Genomic DNA, 26,164 nt, shown 5'->3' on the forward strand with positions numbered 1-26,164 from the left:
ATCATTTTAAATAAAACGATAGGATGGATAGACGGACGACCATTGTTTTCACAATAATAAGGGCGTAACTTCTCTTCAATAAAATCAAAACTAATTGTCGCTTCAATCGCACGAAGGAAATGATCTTGTGGAACTAACTCTTCTACAGAAACAGATACACGTTCATCACGATGATTTTTTAAAGCACCCATCATAAGAAACCTCTCCTTTTCCTCTTTTTTATCAGTGTTGACACACAAAAAGAGGTTCAGACACAAAAATAGGCTGTGGAGAAGACTTTCTCCACAGCCTGAGAAGAAAGCTACCGATAGTAGCTTTCTTTTTTTGTGAAAATGTCAAAGTTTTGTCAAAAACAAGTAGGATTATAAGCTTTCTTATTGATATACTGGAATTTACGGAAAAAATCACTATAAGAAATGAGGAATTTATTCAGTATGGAATGGCGTAATATATATCGTGGATTTTGTATGGGCGTTAGTGATTTAATTCCTGGTGTGAGCGGCGGTACAATCGCTGTTGTGTTAGGGATTTATGAACAATTGCTTGCGGCCATTAGTGGATTCTTTAGTCGTGAATGGAAAAAGCATTTAGGATTTTTAATTCCGCTTGCTGCTGGTGTGGCGGCAGCGTTTTTAACGCTAAGTCACGTTATTAAATATTTACTTGCAAATCATTATGAGCCGACTCAATTTTTCTTCCTCGGTTTAATTATTAGTATATTACCGATGTTAATGAGAGAAGCTGATGCAAAGGCGTCGTTTAAAGGTAAGCACATTGCTTTATTAATCATCGCAGCAATTCTTGTTGCGATAACAGCGTTCTTTAAGCCAGATAAGGCAGCAGATCCAATTACAACGTTAACAATTTTAAATGCAATCGGTTTGTTTTTCGCAGGATGGATGGCTAGTATGGCTATGCTTCTTCCTGGAATTAGCGGATCGTTTATTTTATTAATCATTGGTGTTTATCCAACAGCAATTAACGCTTTAACTACACTCAATTTACCATTAATCGCTGTGATTGGTGCAGGTGTTATGGTCGGATTTGTTGTAAGTAGTAAAGGAATTAGTTTTTTATTGGATCGTTATAAAAGTATGACATTTGCGGCAATTATTGGACTTGTTATCGGTTCGATTGTAATTGTATTCCCTGGTATTCCAACTGGTGGATTTTCAATTGTAAGTTCAATTATTACGTTTATTTTAGGATTTGCGATTGTGAATTATTTTGGTAAGAAATAAGGCTTTTCATCCCCTTAATGGCAAAATCGTTAAGGGGATTTTTATGTGCTAGTCATGAGGTGCAGGAGCATTTACATTGCTTGTTCTAGAAAGCTTTTCTACAATTGTTGGGAGCATATGCTTAACAAAAGAGGACTGGCTCCTTCGTTGTAGCAAACTGTTTTTGATAGTATAATGAAATGAGTATGCAGTGAAAAATTTCGCTGCAAGTAGCTGAGGTGAAGAAACATGCAAAGAGTGACAAACTGTGTGTTAATTAAAGATAATGAAGTACTCTTACTCCAAAAGCCTCGTCGAAATTGGTGGGTTGCACCAGGCGGGAAAATGGAGCGTGGTGAGACAGTAAGAGATTCCGTTGTTCGCGAGTATCGTGAAGAAACAGGTATTTATTTAAAGAACCCAGCGTTAAAGGGGGTCTTCACCTTTGTCATCCAAGAAGGTGATAAAGTAGTTTCTGAATGGATGATGTTCTCCTTTTTAGCGACAGATTTTGCAGGAGAAAACAAACTAGAGAGCGAAGAAGGCATCATTGGTTGGCATACATTTGATAAAATTGATGATTTAGCAATGGCGCCAGGAGATTATCACATTATTGATTATTTAATTAAAGGGAATGGTATAATCTACGGTACATTTGTATATACCCCAGATTTTGAGTTGCTTTCATATCGATTAGATCCGAGTTAAACCGTCAAGGAGAGGATACGATGACAGAGAATAATGATATAAAAATGGTAATAATTACAGGAATGTCTGGAGCTGGAAAAACAGTAGCTTTACAAAGTTTTGAAGATTTAGGATATTTTTGTGTAGATAATTTACCACCGATGTTATTGCCAAAGTTTATTGAGCTTATGGCGGATTCAAAAGGAAAAATGAATAAAGTAGCACTTGGCGTTGATTTACGTGGCCGAGAGTTTTTCGAACATTTATGGGGAGCACTTGATGATTTATCAGAACGTACATGGATCATTCCTCATATTTTATTTTTAGATGCGAAAGATAGCACACTTGTAACTCGTTATAAAGAAACGAGACGTTCGCATCCACTTGCGCCAACTGGTTTGCCGTTAAAGGGAATCGAGGCGGAGCGTAGCTTATTAATTGATATGAAGGCACGAGCGAATATTGTGCTCGATACATCGGAATTAAAACCGAAAGAATTACGTGAAAAAATTGTTCAACTGTTTTCAACTGAAACTGAGCAAGCATTTCGTGTAAATGTTATGTCATTTGGATTTAAGTACGGTATTCCAATTGATGCCGATTTAGTGTTTGATGTTCGTTTTTTACCAAATCCATATTACATTCCACATATGAAGCCATTAACAGGGCTAGATGAAGAAGTTTCATCGTATGTACTGAAATTTAATGAGACACATAAGTTTTTAGAGAAACTAACAGATCTCATTACTTTCATGCTTCCTCATTATAAAAGAGAAGGCAAGAGCCAACTTGTAATTGCAATTGGATGTACAGGTGGGCAACATCGTTCTGTTACGCTTACAGAATACCTTGGGAAACATTTGAAACCAGAGTATAGCGTTCATGTATCTCATCGTGATGTGGAGAAAAGAAAGGGCCATTAAGGGATGAAAAAAGAGAGAAAACCTAAAATTGTTATCATGGGAGGCGGTACTGGACTCTCTGTCTTATTAAGAGGATTAAAGCAATATCCTGTTGATATTACAGCAGTTGTTACAATCGCTGATGATGGTGGCAGTTCAGGTAGATTACGTGATGAGCTAGAAATTCCGCCCCCGGGTGATATTCGTAACGTACTTGTTGCGTTGTCGGATGTAGAGCCACTGGTGGAAGCTTTATTTCAGCATCGTTTCACAACGGGAGACGGACTGAAAGGTCATGCGTTAGGAAATTTACTATTAGCAGGTATGACCTCGATTACAGGAGACTTTTTCCATGCAATTACGGAAACGAGTAAAGTATTAAATGTCAGAGGACGTGTATTACCGGCAGCGAATCAAAGTGCGGTACTTCATGCGGAACTAGAAGATGGAGAAATTGTAACAGGTGAATCCAAGATTCCTTATTACGGAAAGAAGATTAACCGCGTCTTTTTAACTCCGGAAGATGTAGAGCCGTTACATGAAACGTTGGCTGAGATTAAACGAGCTGATTTACTTGTTTTCGGTCCAGGAAGTTTGTATACGAGTATATTGCCGAATTTAGTTGTTAACAAAATTGGGGACGCTGTTCTTGCTGCAAAAGCGAAGAAGGTATATGTATGTAATGTTATGACGCAAGCGGGTGAAACGATGGGATATACGGCGTTTGACCATGTGCAGGCGCTGCATGATCATTTAGGGCAACCATTTATCGATACTGCAATTGTAAATAACCGTGATATCCCTTCTGAATTACGTAGGTTATATGAGGAAGAAATGTCGGGACCAGTTGTAGTGGATGAAGAGCGTTTTGCTGAAAATAATGTTAATGTAATTCAAGATCAATTAGCGAAGTATGATGATCATGTTGTAAGGCATGATACATTAAAGTTAGCTTCTATTTTATATTCACTGTTGTAGATGTGCGTTATCTCTTTATGAGATAGCGCTCCTTCATTCATATAGGACAAGATTTTTGTTCCAGAGTAATAGTATAAGGAGGTGTTGACTGTGTCATTTGCATCAGAAACAAAGAAAGAGTTGACGAATCTTGAGATGAAGGAATGCTGTGAGAAAGCAGAATTATCAGCGTTGCTTCGAATGAACGGATCGCTTTCTTTTTCAAATCGTCGTCTATCTATCGATATTCAAACGGAAAATGCAGCAATTGCAAGAAGGATTTATACGCTTTTGAAAAAGGGATATGACGTGACGGTAGAATTACTTGTTCGTAAAAAAATGCGATTGAAGAAAAATAATGTATATATCGTAAGGCTTGTTGAGAAATCACGTGAAATATTAGCAGATCTTCATATCGTCCGCGACGACTTTTCATTTATTCGAAATATATCACAAGAGTTAATTGAGAAGAAATGTTGTAAACGATCGTATTTACGCGGTGCATTTTTAGCAGGTGGTTCAGTAAATAACCCAGAAACATCATCTTATCATTTAGAGATCTTTTCGTTATATAAGGAACATAATGATGCTATATGTGAACTGATGAACGGATTTGATTTAAATAGTAAGACGTTGGAAAGAAGAAAAGGGTATATTACGTATTTGAAAGAAGCAGAGAAAATTACGGAGTTTTTAAATATTATAGGTGCTCATAATGCGCTTTTAAGATTTGAAGACATTCGAATTGTTCGCGATATGCGTAATTCAGTAAATCGTTTAGTGAACTGTGAAACAGCCAATTTAAATAAAACAATTGGTGCAGCGCTAAGACAGATTGAAAATATCCGCTATATTGATGAGACGGTTGGTCTTGATATTTTGCCGGATAAACTACGAGAAATTGCACAACTACGAAGAGATTATCAAGATGTAACATTGAAAGAGTTAGGTGAGATGGTATCCGGGGGGAAAATTAGTAAATCGGGTATTAATCATCGTTTGCGTAAAATCGATGAAATTGCAGAGAAATTACGCGCGGGAGAACCAGTAGTAAAAAAATAAAAGGTTAAAGGGGAAATGGAGCTGTGGTTCAAAAACAGGTTAAAGTTTCATTAAAAAACGGCTTACAAGCACGTCCGGCTGCGTTGTTTGTACAAGAGGCAAATCGTTTTCATGCAGATATCTTCATCGAGAAAGATGGAAAGACAGTGAATGCAAAGAGCATAATGGGGATTATGAGCTTAGCAATTGGAACTGGTAGCATGATAACAATTACAACAGAAGGTTCAGATGCAGAAGAAGCTTTAGAAGCATTAGCTGCATATGTACAATAAAACTGCTATCGCATATTTGCGATAGCTTTTTTGTTTTGTTATTTGCGTGGATTGGTGGGGGGAGGGTATGTAGGGCGCGCGTGCTTGTCGGGAATTGTCGGTAAGTCGATATGTTGTGTCGAAACGTCGATATATTAAAATAATCGCCGATATAATTGGAATTACGGTCGATATAATTGAAAAATCGCTGATATATCCGGTTTGATACTAGGTGGGGTATGCGCGCGGGAGCACATAATAAAAAAGCGCCCTGTAATAGGGCGCTTCCGGTTTTTGTTGTATCTAGCTCCTGCGATTCTGAACGAGCCGCTTCCGCTTTTAAGTATTAACGATTTGTAAAGATCTTATCGATTAAACCGTATTCTAGAGCTCTTTCAGCTGTCATGAAGTTGTCGCGGTCTGTGTCGCGTTGTAGTACTTCAAGTGGTTGACCTGTGCGGTCAGCAAGAATTTGGTTTAGTTTTTCACGTAAGAATAGGATACGTTTTGCTGCGATTTCGATTTCAGTCGCTTGACCTTGTGCACCGCCAAGTGGTTGGTGGATCATTACTTCACTGTTTGGAAGTGCGAAACGTTTTCCTTTTTCACCTGCTGCTAGTAAGAATGCACCCATAGATGCAGCCATACCGATACAGATTGTTGATACTTGCGGTTTAATAAACTGCATTGTATCGTAGATTGCCATACCTGCTGTGATAGAACCACCAGGGCTGTTAATGTAGATATGAATATCTTTTTCTGGATCTTGAGATTCCAAGAATAAAAGCTGGGAAACGATTGAGTTAGCTACGTTGTCATCAATTGCACTACCAAGCATAATGATGCGGTCTTTTAATAGTCGAGAGTAAATATCGTAAGCGCGTTCTCCACGATTTGTTTGTTCAATTACTGTAGGAATTAAATTCATCTGTTATTTCCTCCTTCTAAAGCTTTCTTAGTCTTATAATACAATTATGGTCAATAAAGGTCAAACGAAACCACTTTAAATCAAAAAAATATGTAGTTGTACCATGAATTATTCGCTATGTTTTTGAAATTCCCTGCTTATGTATCTTCAACATCATAACCGAATTGCATAAATTTAAACGTCATGAAAGCTGTAGAAAAAAGAAAAGAACGCCTTTTGACGGGAGCGTTCTTTCATTATCTATTCTTTTAAAAGATAGGTAACTTTATTTAAAATCTTTTCGACTTGTTTCGCATTTTTACTATACATTTCACTTGCTGTTTTTGACTTTGTTTCTAAAGAAAATAACTCGAGATCAGCATGGCATTTTTTTAAAGATGCCAATAATAAAGGCTTATTTTGAGGAGAAGGCATTTGGAGTTTGTCATTGTAAATGTCGATAGTAAGTTGTCCATATGAGTCAACTTGAGCAAGAAAGACATTTTCAATGACAACACCGAGTTTTTCGAGCTCAGAATGTAGCCAAGCGCGGTTATGTCCACTAGAGGATAGAGGTTCATCTAGTACATTTCCATCCATAATAACAGTTTGCGGTTCTTTCTCATTTGGTACTTTTAAACCGATGTCTTTTGCTGTAAGTGGCTGAGAATCTTTCTTTAATAATACATTTAATTCTCCGCTCGGTTCTAAGACAGCAAATTCGACTTCAGCTACGCTGAACGCACTTTTTCCTCGGAGTAGTTCAAGTAATTCGTCACTTGTATATTTTTCTTTCTTTAAGTTGTCTTCGAGTATTTTTCCGTCTTTTATTAATACGGTAGATTTTCCTTCAAAGAAGTCCCGAGCTGTTTTGTTCTTTAAGGAGAGGATTCCCGTGAAAAAAGGTACCACAGCGAAAATGAGTATCGCAAAGACGCCGTGAAAAAATTTTGAATCGAGCCCTGTAGATACTTGGGCAGCGATGTCACCGATTGTCATTCCAGCTATGTATTCGAAAAAGGAGAGCTGAGAGATTTGTCTTTTCCCTAACCATTTTGTAATAGCAAATAAAATAATTAATATGAATACAGAGCGAAGAATAACGAGTGTCCATTCCGGCAGGTGAGACATAGTCATTTCCTCCAGTCTACTTAAAACCCTTTATATTGAGGTTCTTCACGTTCTAATAATGAAACTCTATCTTTTAAATCAGCGATGACACTGTCCATTTCTAACATACATTCATGAAAGACGCGTTTTGATTCTTCATCTGCTGCGTTTAAAGAAAGGGAGCTTAAACTTGCTTGCGCGCCCCGTAGACTAGCGAGGCATGTTTTTACACTAGCGATTACAGTCATATAAAACACCTCTTATCCTTTTGGTTTAAATAGTAATGCACCGATGAACCCGAAAATGATAGCTGCTGATACACCAGCACTCGTTACTTTAAACATGCCAGTAATGACACCAACGATTCCGTGTTTTGCGGCTTCTTCCATCGCACCATGAACGAGGGCATTACCGAAACTTGTAATTGGTACAGTGGCCCCAGCGCCGGCGAAATCGATTAATGGTTCATATAAATTAAACCCATCTAATATAGCCCCAGCGACAACGAGTGTTGCCATCGTATGGGCAGGAGTAAGTTTACCGACATCAAACATAAGTTGACCAATTACGCATATAAGCCCGCCAATGACGAAAGCCCAGAAAAAAATCATTGCGTTGCACCTCCAAATTCAATCGAAACGGCGTGAGCGATACACGGAATCGTTTCTTCTTGTTGGAATGTAAGTGGAGATAGTAAAGCGCCTGTCGCAACGACAAGTATTTTGTTAAATTCTCCTCTTTTCATTCGGTTTAATAAGTGACCGTATACGACAGTTGCAGAACAACCCGGGCCACTAGCGCCAGCTATGACAGGTTGCCCTTCTCGATAAATGATGATGCCACAGTCTTGGAATTGTTCATTTTTCACTTTTGTTCCGTGTTTATGTAATAAGTCATAGGCAATTTCGCGGCCAACATGTCCAAGATCACCTGTTACGATTAAGTCGTAGTAAGAGGCATCGATTTTTCGTTCGCGTAAATGGGCTTCAATTGTATCAACTGCAGCTGGGGCCATCGCAGCTCCCATATTAAAAGGATCTGTTAATCCCATATCCACAACTCGTCCAATTGTTGCAGAGGTTACTCGTGGACCGTATCCAGTATCACTTAAAATGGCTGCACCAGCGCCAGTTACTGTCCACTGCGCAGTAGGCGGCTTTTGTCCGCCATATTCAGTAGGATATCGGAATTGTTTTTCTACAGCTGTATTATGACTGGATGCGCCAGTTAATAAATATTTTGCGCCTTTTGCATTTACAATACTTGCCCCGAGTGCTAAACCTTCCATAGAAGTAGAGCAAGCACCGAATAATCCGAGATAAGGGGTGCCGAGTGTACGACACGCAAAGCTTGTAGGAGTAATTTGATTAATTAAATCGCCTGCGAGTACGAATTGAATATCGTCTTTACGAAGTTCTGCTTTTTCAGTAGCGCGGCTACAAGCTTCTTCGAATAAAATTTTGTGTGCTTTTTCATAAGAATCTTGTCCGAGCCATAAATCTTCATGAAGGATATCGAAGTCCTCAGGAATGTTCCCTTTTGCTTCAAATGGCCCGCCAACGACTCCTGTCGAAATAATAACTGGTTTGTTTTCAAATACCCACGTTCGGTGTCCTTGTAACATTTATAGCCCTCCCCATTGAACGAGAATCGTTTTAATAAGTGCGATGACGAAAGCGGAAAATACACCAAACAAAATAACAGAACCAGCTAATTTGAACATGTTACCACCAACACCGAGGACAAACCCTTCTGTTCGGTGTTCAATACATGCGGCAATAACAGAGTTACCAAATCCAGTAACAGGTACAGCTGTGCCTGCTCCAGCAAACTGCCCAAAGCGATCATATATACCGAAACCAGTTAGTAACATGGAAATGAAAATCAGAGTTGCGACGGTTGGATTTCCTGCCGAACGTTCAGTGAAATCGAAATACGTGATATAAAAAGTAGAGATTAGTTGTCCGACGAAGCAAATAAAACCACCGACGAAAAAGGCTTTTATACAATTTTTTAAAACAGGACGCTTCGGCTCGCGTTCTTGCGCGAATTTTTTATATTCCTGTTGTACAGGAGTTAGGTTTTTATCTTTACTAGACATTGCGATCCTTCCTTTTCTTTTAAAAAGCGTTAAGTGTTAGATTCCATTTTGCTTCCAATGAGTTTTAATTGTTTTTTAATTTCATCTTTAGACACTTCTTTTTTCTTAATTTTATTTTCAAGCTTTTCAAGTAACATAAAGATTTTTTTATCCGTACTTACACGAACATCGAAAGTAGGATATTCATCACTTAATTGCTTTTGGAGTTTGCTGCGCAGAGGTTTCAGTCCAAATCTTTCATGATGCTCGGGTATAACTGCTATGTAAAGATCTAAATTTGAATTCACTGCCGTACTTTTTATAATTTCATCCATAGCGAGAGCCTTTTTCTTGGCGCCTTGTGATATAGATTGATTAAAGGATTCTGTACTCGTCTTTGTTAATTTAGGACCTTTTTCTTTCTCCGTTCGTTTTGCTTCTTCTTTCACTTTTTTATCTAAAGGACTATTATCACATCCAGTAAAAGAGCTAAATAGAAGGGCAAATAATGCGGTTATGAGGCCGAGTTTTCGCATGATTATCATTCCGTTTCTATTGCAATATGTAATGTGATAGAAAAAGGATGACTGCATATCATCCTTTTTCTATTTCGCTATATAAGCGATTTGTTATTGTTGTGAGTACTGTGGTTCTTCTTGCTGGACTTCTTCAACGCGCGGGTTTAAAGAATCAATAATCGTTTGCGTTTGCTGTGCAGCTGTTTGAAAAAGTTGCTTTGCTTGTTGGTTATCCGTATCAAGAGCGAATCCCTCTAAGCTAGCTTGTGCACTTTTTAATCCAGAAACAGTTTGCTTTAGTTTTGTAATTACAGTCATTGAATGAAGCCCCCCTTGGAATATCAATTCAAAAGTTATAATTTGTGAATTGGGGTGAATTTATGATTGGGAATTTTAGGGATGTAACATGTGTAGATTAAAATTTTGTAATGAACATGTAAGGATAAACGATGGTGGAAAAAAACTATTTCTCCTAGAATAAAGAAGGTAAAGCAAGTTAAAAGGATATTTTAAGGAGAGCAAAATGAAAAAAATATTATTAGGTTTAATTGGAATATTTATATTAATTATTGGTGTGGCAAGCATTTATCATAATGAGGTAACAGATAGATATAACCCGCTTGTAAAAGAGGACTGGGTATATGTAAAAGCGAAGGAATCTGGCCGACTATCTACAGTTGGAGAGGTAGCTGGAGACTATAAACTTACCGGTTATTACGGTTCAGGTGAAGGAAGAGACGTTAAGTTTTATGCACCTCGTGGGCTTAGAGAGGGAGCATATGTAAAGGTTAAAACGAAAGGTGAATATATTGAAACATATCAAGAAGTACAGCCTAATGAAATTCCAAAAGAGATAAAAGAGAAACTAGATAAATAAAATGGATAAGAATTGCCTCCTACATGTAGAAATTAGGGGGCATTTTTATGTAGAAAATAAAGTATATATAATGTGAAATTAAAGAGTTTTTATTGATTTAAATGGATTTTATTGCTATTATTATGAAAAGAAAATGAAGTGTTTTCTATAATCATGCGCCCATAGCTCAGTCGGATAGAGCGGTGGTTTCCGGTACCACGTCTGCCGGGGGTTCGAATCCCTCTGGGCGCGTCAAAAAGTCCTAACTTACGTTTTGTAGGTTAGGACTTTTTTTATTTCCCTATTGTTATATCTAGTAATAAGATTTACTATTAGTACTTGATAATAATTTTTTGTTTTAATATTTTCTTTCAATATTATTCAAATTTCGGTTGTAAGTTGTAAATCTCATTAATACATATAAATTAATAATATTTTGGAATGGGTGTCTGTGATAGCATTCTCCTTTTACCAAACTTATTGTACAATAGAAACAAGGGGGAGATTAGTTTGAAGGCAAGTCTTTTACAAGAACAAAGCTTACGTTTGGCAATGACACAAGAGTTAAGGCAAGCGATTACAATGCTCCAGTATAATGTACAAGAATTATCGGAGTTTTTGTATGAGCAATCGTTAGAGAATCCCCTTATTGAGTTAGGTGGTTTTGAGAGGGAGAAGAAAAAGAGCTCTAACACAAGTAAAAGTACCAGCAAACAAGTCGAGAATCAGATGGAAATCTACAGTGTAGATTCTACAACGATTCAGCAACATTTATTAAATCAAATGCAGTATTATAAAATAGATGAAGAAGAGCGAAAAGTAGCTTCTTTCATTATTATGAACATGGATGGAAATGGGTATTTACAAGAAACGAATGAAGAGTTAGCAGGCCTCCTTTCCGCACCGATTCATGTAGTAGACCGCTCTGTAGAGCTTGTCCAATCACTGGAGCCAGCAGGGGTAGGAGCACGTAATATTCAGGAATGTCTAACCTTGCAATTGAAGCGCTTACAAAGACGGAATGGATTAGCGGAAGAAGTTATAGAAGAGCACTTTGCTCATTTCGTGAAGAAAGATTGGCGAAAGCTCGTTCAAGTGCTGAAGTGTAGTAATGAGGAATTGCAGAGTGCGGTAAATTGTATCACCTCATTACAACCAAAACCAGGTCTTGCATTTTCTTCTGATAAACCACTTTATATTGTGCCTGATATGGCGGTGAAAAAAGATGGCGATCGTCTCGTTTTACAGATGAACGAGAGAAATATGCCGAGAATTGAAATTCATTCGGAGTATAGTGCGCTTCTTAATAATAGTGAAAGTGAAGTAGCATCTTACGTATCAGAAAAGTATCAGCATGTGCAGTGGATTATGCGTAGTTTGAAACAGAGAAAGCAGACGCTTCTGCAAGTGATGACCATTATTATGGAAAAACAACGGGATTTCTTCTGGAAAGGCCCAGAGTATTTAAAACCGCTCGCGTTAAAAGAGGTAGCGGAAGAGTTAAGTGTGCATGAGTCTACAATTAGTCGGGCAACGCGAAATAAATATGTGCAAACACCACACGGTTTATTTGAGATGAAATCGTTCTTTAGCAATGCCGTTTCGACTACTGAAGATGAAGCAGTTTCTACAAAGCGTGTGAAACGATTTATTCAAACGCTCGTTGAGGCAGAGAATAAGAAAAAGCCACTTTCAGATCAAAAGATTTCAAAATTGTTAGAAGAAGAGCATGAAATTGTTATTTCTCGAAGAACAGTGGCGAAGTATAGAGAACAAATGCACATTCCAGCTTCGTCATTACGAAAAACGATCGGATAGGTGAAAAAGATGGAAGTTGTACTGTATACAAAAACAGATTGTGGCCTTTGCGTGCAGGCGAAACAAGTTTTACAGGAAGTACAATGTGAATATTCTTTTCAAATTAAGGAAATAGATATATATGAAGATAATGACCTTTTAGAAAAATATCACTTAATGATTCCGGTTGTAGAAATAGGCGGAAAACAAGTAGAATATGGTAACATTCACAAAGGTGTCATAATAAACTATATAAAGAATGCAGTTAAGAGTTGAATAAGTTTCTATCTCCTGTTACAATAATACACGTAGCAGGGATTATTTTTTTAATCTATGTGGGACACAAAATGTCACTACGGGACATAAAGTGACCACGAGAAAAAATGAACCAATGTAGTGAGGAGAAAAGATATGCGCTCATGGATTCAGAACACAAAAAAATTATTACCTGATCTGCTACCTGTTATGCAAACGAGAATGCAAATTCTTCAGTACATTAGGCTTATGCAGCCGATTGGAAGAAGGAATTTATCAGCAAGTCTCGGTATGACAGAACGAGTATTGCGAAGTGAAGTTCAAGTTTTGAAAGAACAGAACTTAGTTCACATCGCTTCTTCTGGAATGACATTGACAGAAGAAGGAACAGCTTTAGTTCTTGCTTTGGAAGACTTTATGAAAGAAATTTCCGGGTTAAAGGTTTTAGAGAAACAACTTAAGGAAACATTAGACTTGGATGAAGTTTTCGTTGTCCCTGGTGATAGTGATGAATCACCTTGGGTCAAACTGGAGATGGGCCGTGCTTGTGTGAGTTGTATAAAAGACCGTCTGACAGCGAATAATATCGTTGCTGTGGCTGGAGGAACTACGCTAGCTGCTGCTGCGGACATGATGCAGCTTGATTGCAAAGATTTACATATGCTATTTGTCCCAGCTCGTGGTGGAATTGGAGAAGGTGTTGAATTAGAAGCCAATACCATTTGTGCCAAAATGGCGCAAAATACGATGAGTAATTATCGCTTATTGTATGTTCCGGACCATGTTAGTAGCGAAGCATATGCGTCTATTGTGACAGAGCCTTCCGTGAAAGAAGTTCTTGAGTTGATTCGATCTTCCAATATCGTCATTCATGGAATAGGTGATGCGTTAACAATGGCACGTCGCAGAAATACTTCAGAAGCAGATTGGTTAAAGATTGAGGCAAACGAAGCAGTTGGCGAAGCTTTCGGTTACTACTTTAATGAACAAGGAAATGTTGTTCATAAAGTAAGAACAGTTGGTATGCAACTAGAGGATTTACAAAATGTATCTCACGTTGTTGCAGTCGCTGGAGGTTCTTCAAAGGCAAAGGCAATACAGGCTGTAATTAAACAAGGGCACACTTCAATTCTAATTACAGATGAAGGTGCAGCGAAACAGTTAGCAAAGGGTATTACCCTTTAATATAATCCCCCAAGGAGGAAATTCAAATGACTAAAATTGGTATTAATGGATTTGGACGTATCGGACGTAACGTATTCCGCGCAGCTCTTAACAACTCTGAGGTAGAAGTAGTAGCAATCAACGACTTAACAGATGCTAAAACATTAGCTCACCTTTTAAAATATGACACAGTTCACGGAACTTTAAATGCAGAAGTATCTGCTAACGAAAACAGCATCATTGTTAACGGTAAAGAAATTAAAGTTATCGCTGAGCGTGACCCAGCTCAATTACCATGGAGCGACTACGGAGTAGAAGTAGTAGTAGAATCTACTGGCCGTTTCACTAAAAAATCAGACGCTGAAAAACACTTAGGTGGATCAGTTAAGAAAGTTATCATCTCAGCTCCAGCTTCTGACGAAGATATCACTGTAGTTATGGGTGTTAACCACGAACAATACGATGCAGCTAACCACAACGTAGTATCTAACGCTTCTTGTACTACAAACTGTCTAGCTCCATTCGCTAAAGTATTAAACGAAAAATTCGGCGTGAAACGCGGAATGATGACAACAATTCACTCTTACACTAACGACCAACAAATCTTAGACTTACCACACAAAGATTTACGTCGTGCTCGTGCAGCAGCTGAAAACATGATCCCAACATCTACTGGTGCAGCTAAAGCTGTAGCATTAGTATTACCAGAACTTAAAGGTAAATTAAACGGTGGCGCTGTACGTGTTCCAACTGCTAACGTTTCTCTTGTTGACTTAGTTGTTGAACTTGACAAAGAAGTAACAGTTGAAGAAGTAAACGCAGCATTCAAAGCAGCAGCTGAAGGCGAATTAAAAGGTATCCTTGGATACAGCGAAGAGCCATTAGTATCTATCGACTATAACGGATGCACAGCTTCTTCTACAATCGATGCATTATCTACAATGGTAATGGAAGGTAACATGGTTAAAGTACTTTCTTGGTACGATAACGAAACTGGTTACTCTAACCGCGTAGTAGACTTAGCAGCATACATGACTTCTAAAGGTCTTTAATTCTTAATTATATAAGTTATCAATGACAAAACGAGGGAGAGGGTTTGTTCCCTCTCTCTTTTCTTTCGTTTTAAAAGCAAATGTGGTAAGCTTTTGAGTGGGTTTTGTCAATCCTAACTAGTAGTCGGAGGGAAATCCAATGAACAAAAAATCAATTCGTGACGTAGATTTAAAAGGTAAGCGTGTATTTTGCCGCGTTGATTTCAACGTACCTATGAAAGAAGGCAAAATTACAGATGAAACTCGTATCCGTGCAGCTCTTCCTACAATTCAATATTTAGTAGAGCAAGGTGCGAAAGTTATTTTAGCAAGTCACTTAGGCCGTCCAAAAGGTCAAGTAGTAGAAGAAATGCGTTTAACTCCAGTAGCAGCACGTTTAGGCGAGCTTCTTGGTAAAGACGTTAAAAAAGCAGACGAAGCATTCGGACCAGCTGTACAAGAAATGGTTGCAGCAATGAACGAAGGCGACGTATTAGTTCTTGAAAACGTACGTTTCTATGCGGGCGAAGAAAAGAACGATGCAGAACTTGCGAAAGAATTTGCAGCACTTGCTGATATCTTCGTAAACGATGCATTCGGTGCAGCTCACCGTGCTCACGCTTCTACTGCAGGTATCGCGGACTACCTACCAGCAGTATCTGGTTTACTAATGGAAAAAGAGTTAGATGTTCTTGGAAAAGCACTTTCTAACCCAGATCGTCCATTCACAGCTATCATCGGTGGTGCGAAAGTAAAAGATAAAATTGGTGTAATTCGTCATCTATTAGACAAAGTAGATAACTTAATTATCGGTGGCGGACTTGCTTACACATTCGTTAAAGCTTTAGGTCATGAAATTGGTCAATCTTTATGTGAAGATGACAAGATTGAACTAGCTAAAGAATTTATGCAACTTGCAAAAGAAAAGGGCGTAAACTTCTACATGCCAGTTGATGTTGTAATCACTGAGGAATTCTCTGAAACTGCAACAACTCAAATCGTTGGTATCGACTCTATTCCTTCTACATGGGAAGGCGTGGACATCGGTCCTAAAACAAGTGAAATTTATGCAGATGTAATTAAAAACTCTAAGCTTGTTGTATGGAATGGACCAATGGGTGTATTCGAAATGACTCCATTCGCAGAAGGTACAAAAGCAGTAGGACAAGCATTAGCAGATGCAGAAGGTACATACTCTGTTATCGGCGGTGGTGACTCTGCAGCAGCTGTTGAAAAATTCGGTATGGCTGATAAAATGAGCCACATTTCTACTGGCGGCGGTGCGTCATTAGAATTTATGGAAGGTAAAGAGCTTCCAGGTGTAGTTTGTCTTAACGACAAATAAGTAGCAGCCAAAGAAAAAGGACGGTGCAAAGCATGCGTAAACCAATTATCGCAGGTAACTGGAAAATGAATAAAACTCTATCTGAAGCAGTTAGCTTCGTAGAGGAAGTTAAAGGTCAAATCCCAGCAGCTTCAGCTGTTGATGCAGTAGTTTGCTCTCCAGCTCTATTCTTAGAGCGTTTAGTAGCTACGGCTGAAGGAACTGACTTACAAGTAGGTGCACAAAACATGCACTTCGAAAAAAATGGTGCATTCACTGGCGAAATTAGCCCAGTAGCACTTAGCGACTTAAAAGTAGGCTACGTAGTACTTGGCCACTCTGAACGTCGTGAAATGTTTGCTGAAACAGATGAGTCAGTAAACAAAAAGACTATCGCAGCATTTGAACATGGTTTAACACCAATCGTATGTTGTGGTGAGACTTTAGAAGAGCGCGAAAGCGGAAAAACATTTGATCTAGTAGCAGGTCAAGTGACAAAAGCACTTGCAGGCTTAACAGAAGAGCAAGTTAAAGCAACTGTTATCGCTTACGAGCCAATCTGGGCTATCGGTACAGGTAAATCTTCTTCTTCTGCAGATGCAAACGAAGTATGTGCGCACATCCGTAAAGTTGTTGCAGAAGCTGTTTCTCCAGCAGCTGCAGAAGCTGTTCGTATTCAATACGGCGGTAGCGTAAAACCAGAAAACATTAAAGAGTATATGGCACAATCTGACATCGACGGCGCTTTAGTTGGCGGTGCTAGCTTAGAGCCTGCTTCGTTCTTAGGTCTTCTGGGGGCGGTAAAATGAGAAAGCCAACAGCTTTAATCATTCTTGACGGTTTCGGACTTCGTGAAGAAACTTACGGGAATGCTGTAGCACAAGCTAAGAAACCTAATTTTGATGGTTACTGGAACAAATTCCCTCACACAACGCTTACAGCTTGTGGTGAGGCAGTAGGTCTTCCAGAAGGTCAAATGGGTAACTCGGAGGTTGGACACTTAAATATTGGTGCTGGCCGCGTAGTATATCAAAGCTTAACACGCGTAAACGTTGCAATTCGTGAAGGTGAGTTCGATCAGAACGAAACGTTCCAAAATGCAATTAAAAGCGTAAAAGAAAAAGGTACTGCACTTCATTTATTCGGTTTACTTTCTGACGGTGGTGTGCACAGTCACATGAACCACATGTTTGCTCTTCTTCGCTTAGCAGCAAAAGAAGGCGTAGAGAAAGTATATATCCATGCATTCTTAGATGGCCGCGATGTTGGACCAAAAACAGCACAAGGTTATATCGATGCAACAAATGAAGTCATTAAAGAAACAGGAGTAGGACAATTCGCGACTATCTCTGGTCGTTATTACTCCATGGACCGTGACAAGCGTTGGGATCGCGTAGAAAAATGTTACCGTGCTATGGTGAATGGTGAAGGCCCTACTTATAAATCAGCAGAAGAGTGTGTAGAAGACTCTTATGCAAATGGTATCTACGATGAATTCGTATTGCCGTCTGTAATTGTTAACGAAGATGACACGCCAGTTGCAACAATCAATGATGATGATGCAGTTATCTTCTATAACTTCCGTCCAGACCGTGCAATTCAAATTGCTCGTGTATTTACAAACGAAGACTTCCGTGAGTTCGATCGTGGTGAAAAAGTACCTCACATTCCAGAATTCGTATGTATGACACACTTTAGTGAAACTGTAGATGGTTACGTGGCATTCAAGCCGATGAACCTTGATAACACATTAGGTGAAGTTGTTGCGCAAGCGGGATTAAAGCAACTTCGCATCGCGGAAACTGAAAAGTATCCGCACGTTACATTCTTCTTTAGCGGTGGTCGTGAGGCTGAATTCCCAGGAGAAGAGCGTATCTTAATTAACTCACCAAAGGTTGCAACGTATGACTTGAAACCTGAAATGAGCATTTACGAAGTAACGGACGCTTTAGTAAATGAAATCGAAAATGATAAACATGATGTTATCATTCTTAACTTTGCAAACTGTGATATGGTTGGCCATTCTGGGATGATGGAACCAACAATTAAAGCAGTAGAAGCAACTGACGAATGTTTAGGAAAAGTTGTAGAAGCGATTCTTGCAAAAGATGGTGTAGCACTTATTACTGCTGACCATGGTAATGCTGATCAGGAGTTAACTGCTGATGGTGAACCAATGACAGCACATACAACTAACCCGGTTCCTTTCATCGTTACAAAAAATGATGTAGAGCTTCGTGAAGGTGGTATTTTAGGAGATATCGCCCCAACAATGCTTACGCTTTTAAATGTGGAACAACCGAAAGAAATGACAGGTAAAACAATCATTAAATAATTTGCTTATATAAAAAGGAGAGAATTTATTATGTCAACAATTATTGATGTTTATGCTCGCGAAGTCCTTGACTCTCGTGGTAATCCAACTGTAGAAGTAGAAGTTTACACAGAAAGCGGCGCTTTCGGACGCGCTATCGTACCAAGTGGTGCATCTACTGGTGAACACGAAGCAGTAGAATTACGTGACGGTGACAAATCTCGTTACCTTGGTAAAGGTGTTATGAACGCAGTAAACAACGTTAACGAAGCAATCGCTCCAGAAATCGTTGGTTTCGACGTAACTGACCAAGCTGGTATCGACCGTGCTATGATCGAATTAGATGGCACTCCAAACAAAGGTAAACTAGGCGCTAACGCTATCCTTGGTGTATCTATGGCAGTAGCTCACGCAGCAGCTGATTTCGTAGGTCTTCCATTATACCGTTACCTTGGTGGATTCAATGCAAAACAATTACCAACTCCAATGATGAACATCATCAACGGTGGTTCTCACGCTGATAACAACGTTGACTTCCAAGAGTTCATGATCTTACCAGTTGGTGCTCCAACATTCAAAGAATCAATCCGTATGGGTGCTGAAGTCTTCCATGCACTTAAAGCTGTATTACATGACAAAGGTCTTAACACTGCAGTAGGTGACGAAGGTGGATTCGCTCCAAACCTTGGTTCTAACCGTGAAGCATTAGAAGTAATCATCGAAGCTATCGAAAAAGCTGGTTACAAAGCTGGCGAGAACGTATTCTTAGGAATGGACGTTGCTTCTTCTGAGTTCTACAACAAAGAAACTGGTAAATATGACCTTGCAGGCGAAGGCCGTACTGGCTTAACTTCTGCAGAAATGGTTGATTTCTACGAAGAGCTTTGCAAAGACTTCCCAATCATCTCTATCGAAGATGGTTTAGACGAAAACGACTGGGATGGTCACAAATTATTAACTGAGCGTATCGGTGATAAAGTACAATTAGTTGGTGATGATTTATTCGTAACTAACACTCAAAAACTTGCTGAAGGTATCGAAAAAGGTATCTCTAACTCAATCTTAATTAAAGTTAACCAAATCGGTACTTTAACTGAGACTTTCGAAGCTATCGAAATGGCTAAACGTGCTGGTTACACAGCAGTTGTATCTCACCGCTCTGGTGAAACTGAAGATGCTACAATCGCTGACATCGCAGTTGCAACTAACGCTGGCCAAATCAAAACTGGTTCTATGAGCCGTACTGACCGTATTGCTAAGTACAACCAATTATTACGCATCGAAGACGAACTAGGCGAAATCGCTGTTTACGATGGTTTAAAATCTTTCTACAACATCAAACGATAATTGTAGAAAATAACGACAGACCGTGAGAAATCACGGTCTGTTTTTTTATGCTAAAATTGCTCACCAGTCATAAGTGACATGAAATGTTTAAAGAAGTGGTTATAATCAAAATCAATTGCGATTTGATGACTTGGCCAATCAATAAATGGTTTAGATTCTCCTAAAGAGCGAAATTCTCCAATGCTTGCTCCTTGTGCGTAAGACTCTTTCATGACAACGATTGGTGACTTGTGATACGTGAACATAGTGTTATCAAATAAAGCGAGTATGGGCATTGTGTCATGGAAGGGGCTGCCCTTTAAATGGGGTAAAGCATTTTTATAATATCCATAGTAATAGTGATCGAAAAGAGGTTTGACGAGAGGGGCTTTTCCTTTTGCTTCAATGTATTCAGCCATGTCGGGTGTAACGATTGAATATTGAGTAACGTTTAATGGATATATATACATGTTAGATGCGGATTGTAATACAATGTTAGCTGCGATTGGGTCACCATAAAAATTTGCTTCTGATAGTGGAGTTACATTACCTGGATGCAAAAAGGAACCACCCATTACGTAATAAGATTTAATTTGCTTCATTAACTCTTTATATACGATGAATAAAATTGCTAGAGAGGTAAGTCTTCCTAAACTTACAATGACTAGTTCATCTTTATACTGCTCAATTAGAGGAATAACTTCGAAAAAGTTCTCCATTTCTCCGTTAGTCACATTCTTCTTAGGGATAATTGGCCCGAGCCCCTGTTTTCCATGTACATTCATAAAGAAAGCAGGAGAAGAACCGGTAAGCGGACGTTCAGATCCACCAAATATCTTAATATTTCTCTCCATTGCTTCGTTCGTAAGAAAATGAGCATTTTGTACGGCCATTTCTTTCGGAACGTTGCCGTAATCTGCAACAATGCCGATAATTTCGATTTCATCGATAAAGAATGCTAAGAGGAGCGCCATCGTATCATCAATCCCAGGATCACAAAAAATGAGAACTTTTTTTGGCATAAGGTCACCACCTATCTTATTTATATGTATGTAAGTTTTTGGATAATAAGAATAAAAAGATTATTTTCTTACAATAGTAACTAGGTAAATTCAGAAAATAAAAACTTTTTATATTAGGTCAACGTTTTTGACTTAATTTTTGTTCGGAAATGCAGTCATATCAAGGGTGTAAGCGTGTAACATCGGCTATTTTTACTGTCAAGTTGATAAATTGCAGCTTTTTACAATTTATACTATGATAAAGATATTAAGAGAAGATCGTATAAACATGAGGGATGATGAACATGAAATTTACAAAGATTCTTGTCCAAATTGCTGCTTTGTATGTATTTTATATGGTTGGAAATTGGGTTCAGGAAATGTTGAATATTCCGATTCCAGGAAGTTTAATTGGGATGTTTCTTTTACTTGTTTTACTGAGCTTGAAAGTTCTACCAGTGAAATGGTTTGATGTAGGAGCAGAAACACTCGTCGCTGTTATGCCGTTTTTATTAATTCCGCCAACACTTGGCTTAATGAATTACGGTGCTTTTTTTATGAGTAAAGGAATTTCCCTTTTCATTACAATTGTAGCGAGTACATTTTTAATTATTATTGTCGCAGGACATACAGGACAATACCTTGCGAAGAGAGGGGAAAGAGAGTCACGATGAGCCAAATATTAATCGGAATTGGTTGGGTTCTTTTTACGGTGCTATTATATCAATTATCTAAAAAAATCTATAAATTATTTCCAACACCATTTACTATTCCAATGCTTGTGGCGACAGGGTTAATGGCTGTTATATTTATAGTGCTTGATATACCTTATCAAAATTATATGGAAAGCGGTGGTGGTTGGATTGCGGAATTACTCGGACCAGGTGTTGTAGCATTCGCAATCCCGCTTTATAAACAGCGTCATGTTCTGCAAAAATATGTTGTACCCATTGCCGGCGGGGTATTAGTAGGTACAACAGTTGCTATTGCAAGTGATTTGGCTATTGCTACACTTATGGGGACAGATAAAAGCTTAATTTTATCTTCTTTACCAAAATCAGTGACAATGCCAGTTGCGATGAGCGTTTCTGAGGAAGTTGGCGGAGTTCCTTCCTTAACAGCAGCTTTCGTTGTTATTGCAGGTATTACTGGAACGATTACCGGCCCACTTTTATTAAAATGGAGCCGTGTTACAAACTCGGTTGGTAAAGGCATTGGATTTGGATGTGCATCTCACATTATGGGCGTTATGAGAGCGATGAAAAATAATGAGCATGAAGGTGTTATTGGATCGGTAACAATGACATTAACAGCTATTTTAACATGTGTGCTTGGTCCGTTATTTGCGATGATGTTTATGTAATAGAAGAAAAGCGAGAGCAACCTTATTGCTCTCGCTTTTCTATAGGTTTTATGCTACAGTTAAACTAACTGAATCTTTGTAGGAGGTACGCCAAGTGCATACGTTATTATCAGTTTTACTTATTATTGTATCGATTTTAATAATTGTTATGGTACTTATGCAGTCTAGTAATAGCTCAGGCCTTTCGGGTGCAATTTCAGGTGGTGCAGAGCAATTATTTGGTAAGCAAAAAGCACGCGGGATTGAAGCGGTATTAAACCGTATTACAGTTGTTTTAGCTGTGTTATTCTTCACACTAACAATTGCTGTTACGTACTTAAACTTATAGAATTGAGAGAAGAAGCGTTAGCTGATTTGTGCTGATGGTTCTTCTTTTTTTATTTCGTTATTCGAAAAAAGTTTCTAATTAGATTATAGAATTATAAATATGGTACACTAAGAATAGAAAGAATACGACTAGATTACAGAAGAGAAAGAGGAGAAGTACATGATGAAATTAGCATCTCCAAAACCATTTACATTTGAAGGTGGAGACCGCGCTGTTTTATTATTACATGGATTCACAGGGAACTCAGCTGACGTACGCATGCTTGGACGTTTTTTAGAGAAGAAAGGCTATACTTGTCATGCGCCAATTTATAAAGGACACGGTGTACCACCAGAGCAGCTTGTTCATACAGGTCCTGAAGACTGGTGGAAAGATGTAATGAATGCCTACCAGCATTTAAAAGATCAAGGTTACGAGAAAATAGCTGCAGTTGGATTATCATTAGGTGGAGTATTTTCATTAAAACTTGCTTATACATTACCGATTTTAGGTGTTGTACCAATGTGTGCACCTATGTACATTAAAAGTGAAGAAATTATGTACCAAGGTATATTGGCATATGCCCGCGAATATAAAAAGCGTGAACAAAAATCACCAGAGCGAATTGAGCAGGAAATGTTCGAATTTAAACAGACACCGATGAATACATTAAAAGCATTACAAGAGTTGATTCGTGACGTACGCAATAATGTTGATATGATTTATGCTCCAACATTCGTTGTACAAGCACGCCACGATGAGATGATTAATACAGATAGTGCTAACATTATTTATAACGGTGTAGAATCTACGTTAAAAGACATTAAATGGTATGAAGACTCTACGCATGTCATTACACTTGATAAAGAACGTGATGTGCTACATGAGGATGTATATAACTTCTTGGAGCAACTAGATTGGTAAGGTCTAGTTGCCTCTTTTTTTCATAAGGTTTTTTTAATCCGGCTTTCACTGGCAGTAATTGAAGCCAAGAAAGTGGGGAGGAGATTAACTGCCCGTAAAAGCCCGATTGGTGAAGGCTAATAATCAGTGAGGATACAAAAATCCCCACTGATTAAAGTTTCACTTTATGAAAACTGTAAAAATCATTAGGGGAGTATTAAATTTTCGCTTTATACATCCCCCATCTTTCGGATACACTAAATAATATAAGGGTTTAAAGGAGGTATTTCTGCTTGGAAGAAATCATACAAAAACATATTGATAAATTATTATTATTCATGAGAGAAGAAGCGTATAAACCGTTAACGATACAAGAATTAGAAGCGGCATTTGGAATTGAAGGTTCTGAAGGCTTTAAAGATTTTGTAAAGGCACTGGTAACGATGGAAGAGAAGGGGCTTGTTATTCGTACACGTAGCAACCGATACGGTCTTCCCGAAAAGATGAATTTAGTACGCGGTAAGTTAATTGGACATGCACGTGGCTTTGCGTTCGTCGTGCCAGAAGAGAAGAAAACAGGAGATGATGATCTTTTCATCCCGCCTACAGAATTAAACGGTGCACTTCATGGCGATACAGTATTAGCACGCGTTAGTTCCCAATCGAGTGGTTCACGTCAAGAAGGTGCAATTGTACGTATTTTAGAACGTGGAACGAAAGAACTAGTTGGTACATATACAGAATCAAAAAACTTCGGATTTGTTATACCTGACAATAAGCGTTGGACAAGTGACATTTTCATCTTGAAAAGTGCATCTATGGGCGCTGTAGAAGGTCATAAAGTAGTTGTGAAAATTACGAGCTATCCGGAGAATCGTTTAAGCGCAGAAGGTGAAGTTATTCAAATTCTAGGTCATAAAAATGATCCAGGAGTAGATATTTTATCTGTCATCCATAAACATCATTTACCTTTAGCATTCCCAGAAGAAGTGATGGAACATGCAAACAGTGTACCAGAAACGATTTCAGAAGAAGATTTAAAAGATCGCCGTGATTTACGTGACCAAATGATTGTTACAATTGACGGTGCAGACGCGAAAGATTTAGATGACGCTGTTACAGTGACGAAGCTTGAGAACGGTAATTACAAGCTTGGTGTTCATATTGCGGATGTAAGTCATTACGTTCAAGAAGGTTCTCCGATTGATGTGGAAGCAGCGGAAAGAGCGACGAGTGTATATCTTGTTGACCGTGTAATCCCGATGATTCCGCATCGTTTATCTAACGGTATTTGTTCATTAAATCCGAAAGTAGACCGTCTGACACTATCTTGTGAAATGGAAATCAATAACTTAGGTGACGTTGTAAAGCACGAGATTTTCCAAAGTGTAATTAAAACGACAGAGCGTATGACGTATGCTGACGTAAGAAGCATTTTAGAAGATGAGGACGAAGAGTTAATTAAGCGTTATGAGCCGTTAGTACCGATGTTTAAAGAGATGGGGCAACTAGCTCAAATTTTACGTGAAAAACGTATGCGCCGCGGTGCAATTGACTTTGACTTTAAAGAAGCAAAAGTATTAGTAGATGAAGAAGGAAAACCGACTGATGTTGTTATGCGTGATCGTTCTGTATCAGAGAAGTTAATTGAAGAATTTATGCTTGTTGCGAACGAAACAGTAGCAGAGCACTTCCACTGGATGAACGTACCGTTTATGTACCGTGTCCATGAAGATCCGAAAGAAGATAAGCTTGAGCGTTTCTTCGAGTTTGTAACAAACTTCGGATATGCAGTAAAAGGACGTGCGAATGAAGTACATCCTCGCGCGCTGCAACAAATTCTTGAAATGGTGCAAGGGCAACCAGAAGAAGTAGTAATCTCAACAGTTATGCTTCGTTCTATGAAGCAAGCACGTTATGATGCAGATAGCTTAGGACATTTCGGTTTATCAACGGAGTTCTACACACATTTCACATCACCAATTCGTCGTTACCCAGATACGATTGTTCATCGATTAATTCGTGAATACATCATTAACGGTAAAGTCGACAACGAAACACAAGCGAAATGGCGTGAAAAATTACCTGAGATTGCAGAGCACTCTTCTAATATGGAACGTCGTGCTGTTGAAGCAGAGCGTGAAACAGACGAAATGAAAAAAGCAGAGTACATGGTTGATAAGATCGGCGAAGAGTATGATGGTATGATTAGCTCTGTAACAAACTTCGGTTTATTCGTAGAGCTGCCAAATACAATTGAAGGTCTTGTACACGTTAGCTACTTAACGGATGATTACTACCGTTATGACGAGCAACATTTCGCAATGATCGGAGAACGTACAGGTAACGTATTCCGCATCGGTGACGAAATTACAATTCGTGTTATTAACGTAAACAAAGACGAGCGAGCAATCGACTTTGAAATCGTTGGCATGAAAGGTACACCTCGTCGTAAGTTCAAAGATCGTCCAGTCGTAATCGAGCAGCCAAGAACAGGCAGAAAGAAACGCGGTGGACGTAGCGAGCGCAGCAATGAGCGCGGCGGAGAACGTGGTACAGGAAGAAAGTTTGACCGTGGCGGTAAAGGAAAAGGAAGAGGATCAGCTTCTGCATCCGCATCCGCAAGTCAGCCAGGAAAGAAAGATGGTAATGGCAAGAAGAAAAAAGCATTCTTCGAAAACGTACCAGGATTTAAGAAGAAAAAGAAAAAGCGTAAGTAAGAAGAGGGTGGCTTCGCTTTGATGAAAAGCGAGGTCGTTTTCTTTTTTTGGTGGCTTGAGAGCGAGCCACTTTCGCTTTTTGATGGAATCCAGCTACAGTGGCTAGAAT

At 38.8% G+C, this 26,164-nt stretch carries 30 protein-coding genes and 1 tRNA gene; 21 read left to right on the top strand and 10 right to left on the bottom strand.

The window, feature by feature from the left end; translation table 11 throughout:
* Positions 1-194: transposase (locus COE49_RS15585; RefSeq protein WP_483295620.1), on the bottom strand; the 194-nt coding region annotated here is incomplete at its 3' end.
* A 240-nt stretch (positions 195-434) separates the two neighbouring features.
* Here COE49_RS15585 and COE49_RS15590 point away from each other — a divergent pair.
* The 6 genes from COE49_RS15590 (at position 435) to COE49_RS15615 (ending at position 5,100) form a co-directional block, all read left to right on the top strand.
* Entirely contained in the window at positions 435-1,241 is an 807-nt protein-coding gene (locus COE49_RS15590) for a DUF368 domain-containing protein (protein ID WP_088232021.1), read from the top strand.
* Positions 1,242-1,469: 228 nt separating this feature from the next.
* Positions 1,470-1,928: an NUDIX hydrolase gene (locus COE49_RS15595; protein ID WP_071728246.1), complete on the top strand. Its 459-nt coding sequence runs from the start codon at positions 1,470-1,472 to the stop codon at positions 1,926-1,928.
* A gap of 20 nt (positions 1,929-1,948) precedes the next feature.
* Complete coding sequence (gene rapZ / locus COE49_RS15600) at positions 1,949-2,830, top strand: RNase adapter RapZ (RefSeq protein WP_088232022.1); 882 nt, start codon at positions 1,949-1,951, stop codon at positions 2,828-2,830.
* A gap of 3 nt (positions 2,831-2,833) precedes the next feature.
* The gene (locus COE49_RS15605; protein WP_088232023.1) at positions 2,834-3,787 is read left to right on the top strand and encodes a gluconeogenesis factor YvcK family protein; all 954 of its coding nucleotides are present in this window, start codon (positions 2,834-2,836) and stop codon (positions 3,785-3,787) included.
* Between the two features lie 90 nt (positions 3,788-3,877).
* Positions 3,878-4,828: a DNA-binding protein WhiA gene (gene whiA, locus COE49_RS15610; RefSeq protein ID WP_000006562.1), complete on the top strand. Its 951-nt coding sequence runs from the start codon at positions 3,878-3,880 to the stop codon at positions 4,826-4,828.
* A gap of 23 nt (positions 4,829-4,851) precedes the next feature.
* A complete protein-coding gene (locus tag COE49_RS15615) occupies positions 4,852-5,100 on the top strand; it encodes an HPr family phosphocarrier protein (protein WP_000250298.1) in 249 nt (82 codons plus the stop codon).
* 325 nt (positions 5,101-5,425) lie between these two features.
* Here COE49_RS15615 and clpP read toward each other — a convergent pair whose 3' ends face one another.
* From clpP to COE49_RS15655, 8 genes are all read right to left on the bottom strand, one after another.
* Entirely contained in the window at positions 5,426-6,007 is a 582-nt protein-coding gene (clpP, locus tag COE49_RS15620; RefSeq protein WP_001049156.1) for an ATP-dependent Clp endopeptidase proteolytic subunit ClpP, read from the bottom strand.
* A 240-nt stretch (positions 6,008-6,247) separates the two neighbouring features.
* Positions 6,248-7,117 (bottom strand): DUF421 domain-containing protein, encoded by an 870-nt coding sequence (locus COE49_RS15625; RefSeq protein ID WP_088232024.1) that lies wholly within the window; start codon positions 7,115-7,117, stop codon positions 6,248-6,250.
* A 20-nt stretch (positions 7,118-7,137) separates the two neighbouring features.
* Positions 7,138-7,344, bottom strand: coding sequence for a DUF1657 domain-containing protein (locus COE49_RS15630; RefSeq protein WP_088232025.1), 207 nt, complete (start codon positions 7,342-7,344; stop codon positions 7,138-7,140).
* A 12-nt stretch (positions 7,345-7,356) separates the two neighbouring features.
* A complete protein-coding gene (gene spoVAE, locus COE49_RS15635) occupies positions 7,357-7,707 on the bottom strand; it encodes a stage V sporulation protein AE (RefSeq protein WP_000575919.1) in 351 nt (116 codons plus the stop codon).
* A complete protein-coding gene (gene spoVAD / locus COE49_RS15640) occupies positions 7,704-8,720 on the bottom strand; it encodes a stage V sporulation protein AD (protein ID WP_088232026.1) in 1,017 nt (338 codons plus the stop codon). The genes spoVAE and spoVAD overlap by 4 nt, the downstream gene beginning before the upstream one ends.
* Entirely contained in the window at positions 8,721-9,197 is a 477-nt protein-coding gene (spoVAC, locus tag COE49_RS15645) for a stage V sporulation protein AC (protein WP_088232027.1), read from the bottom strand. It lies immediately after the preceding gene.
* Between the two features lie 29 nt (positions 9,198-9,226).
* Positions 9,227-9,712 (bottom strand): hypothetical protein, encoded by a 486-nt coding sequence (locus tag COE49_RS15650; RefSeq protein ID WP_088232028.1) that lies wholly within the window; start codon positions 9,710-9,712, stop codon positions 9,227-9,229.
* A gap of 93 nt (positions 9,713-9,805) precedes the next feature.
* Positions 9,806-10,012, bottom strand: a complete 207-nt coding sequence (locus tag COE49_RS15655) for a DUF1657 domain-containing protein (RefSeq protein WP_000216166.1) — start codon at positions 10,010-10,012, stop codon at positions 9,806-9,808.
* Between the two features lie 205 nt (positions 10,013-10,217).
* Here COE49_RS15655 and COE49_RS15660 point away from each other — a divergent pair, with 205 nt between their 5' ends.
* From COE49_RS15660 to eno, 10 genes are all read left to right on the top strand, one after another.
* Complete coding sequence (locus COE49_RS15660; protein WP_098253448.1) at positions 10,218-10,571, top strand: YxeA family protein; 354 nt, start codon at positions 10,218-10,220, stop codon at positions 10,569-10,571.
* A gap of 155 nt (positions 10,572-10,726) precedes the next feature.
* Positions 10,727-10,802, top strand: a tRNA-Arg gene (locus tag COE49_RS15665).
* 258 nt (positions 10,803-11,060) lie between these two features.
* Positions 11,061-12,368, top strand: a complete 1,308-nt coding sequence (gene rpoN / locus COE49_RS15670; RefSeq protein ID WP_088232030.1) for an RNA polymerase factor sigma-54 — start codon at positions 11,061-11,063, stop codon at positions 12,366-12,368.
* A gap of 9 nt (positions 12,369-12,377) precedes the next feature.
* On the top strand, positions 12,378-12,623 hold the full coding sequence (locus tag COE49_RS15675) for a glutaredoxin family protein (protein ID WP_071710098.1): 246 nt from the start codon (positions 12,378-12,380) through the stop codon (positions 12,621-12,623).
* 135 nt (positions 12,624-12,758) lie between these two features.
* A complete protein-coding gene (gene cggR / locus COE49_RS15680) occupies positions 12,759-13,787 on the top strand; it encodes a gapA transcriptional regulator CggR (protein ID WP_088232031.1) in 1,029 nt (342 codons plus the stop codon).
* 26 nt (positions 13,788-13,813) lie between these two features.
* Complete coding sequence (gene gap / locus COE49_RS15685; RefSeq protein WP_000161232.1) at positions 13,814-14,818, top strand: type I glyceraldehyde-3-phosphate dehydrogenase; 1,005 nt, start codon at positions 13,814-13,816, stop codon at positions 14,816-14,818.
* 139 nt (positions 14,819-14,957) lie between these two features.
* Complete coding sequence (locus COE49_RS15690) at positions 14,958-16,142, top strand: phosphoglycerate kinase (protein WP_088232032.1); 1,185 nt, start codon at positions 14,958-14,960, stop codon at positions 16,140-16,142.
* A 32-nt stretch (positions 16,143-16,174) separates the two neighbouring features.
* A complete protein-coding gene (gene tpiA, locus COE49_RS15695) occupies positions 16,175-16,930 on the top strand; it encodes a triose-phosphate isomerase (RefSeq protein ID WP_088232033.1) in 756 nt (251 codons plus the stop codon).
* Positions 16,927-18,456, top strand: a complete 1,530-nt coding sequence (gene gpmI / locus COE49_RS15700; protein WP_088232034.1) for a 2,3-bisphosphoglycerate-independent phosphoglycerate mutase — start codon at positions 16,927-16,929, stop codon at positions 18,454-18,456. Before tpiA ends, gpmI begins: the two co-directional genes overlap by 4 nt.
* 30 nt (positions 18,457-18,486) lie before the next feature.
* Positions 18,487-19,782, top strand: coding sequence for a phosphopyruvate hydratase (gene eno, locus COE49_RS15705; protein WP_002124088.1), 1,296 nt, complete (start codon positions 18,487-18,489; stop codon positions 19,780-19,782).
* Positions 19,783-19,832: 50 nt separating this feature from the next.
* Here the strand turns inward: eno and COE49_RS15710 are convergent, their stop codons facing one another.
* Complete coding sequence (locus COE49_RS15710; protein ID WP_088232035.1) at positions 19,833-20,783, bottom strand: nucleoside hydrolase; 951 nt, start codon at positions 20,781-20,783, stop codon at positions 19,833-19,835.
* 284 nt (positions 20,784-21,067) lie between these two features.
* Here COE49_RS15710 and COE49_RS15715 point away from each other — a divergent pair, with 284 nt between their 5' ends.
* The 5 genes from COE49_RS15715 (at position 21,068) to rnr (ending at position 26,055) form a co-directional block, all read left to right on the top strand.
* Positions 21,068-21,436, top strand: a complete 369-nt coding sequence (locus COE49_RS15715; protein ID WP_088232036.1) for a CidA/LrgA family holin-like protein — start codon at positions 21,068-21,070, stop codon at positions 21,434-21,436.
* The gene (locus COE49_RS15720; RefSeq protein WP_088232037.1) at positions 21,433-22,125 is read left to right on the top strand and encodes an LrgB family protein; all 693 of its coding nucleotides are present in this window, start codon (positions 21,433-21,435) and stop codon (positions 22,123-22,125) included. The genes COE49_RS15715 and COE49_RS15720 overlap by 4 nt, the downstream gene beginning before the upstream one ends.
* A gap of 94 nt (positions 22,126-22,219) precedes the next feature.
* A complete protein-coding gene (secG, locus tag COE49_RS15725) occupies positions 22,220-22,453 on the top strand; it encodes a preprotein translocase subunit SecG (protein ID WP_088232038.1) in 234 nt (77 codons plus the stop codon).
* Positions 22,454-22,615: 162 nt separating this feature from the next.
* Positions 22,616-23,356 carry an alpha/beta hydrolase gene (locus COE49_RS15730; protein ID WP_170933777.1) on the top strand — a complete coding sequence of 247 codons (741 nt, stop codon included), beginning with the start codon at positions 22,616-22,618 and terminating at the stop codon, positions 23,354-23,356.
* A 272-nt stretch (positions 23,357-23,628) separates the two neighbouring features.
* Positions 23,629-26,055 (top strand): ribonuclease R, encoded by a 2,427-nt coding sequence (gene rnr, locus COE49_RS15735; protein ID WP_088232040.1) that lies wholly within the window; start codon positions 23,629-23,631, stop codon positions 26,053-26,055.
* Positions 26,056-26,164 lie beyond the last annotated feature (109 nt).

The organism is Bacillus sp. AFS029637 (assembly GCF_002584985.1).
Classification (GTDB): domain Bacteria; phylum Bacillota; class Bacilli; order Bacillales; family Bacillaceae_G; genus Bacillus_A.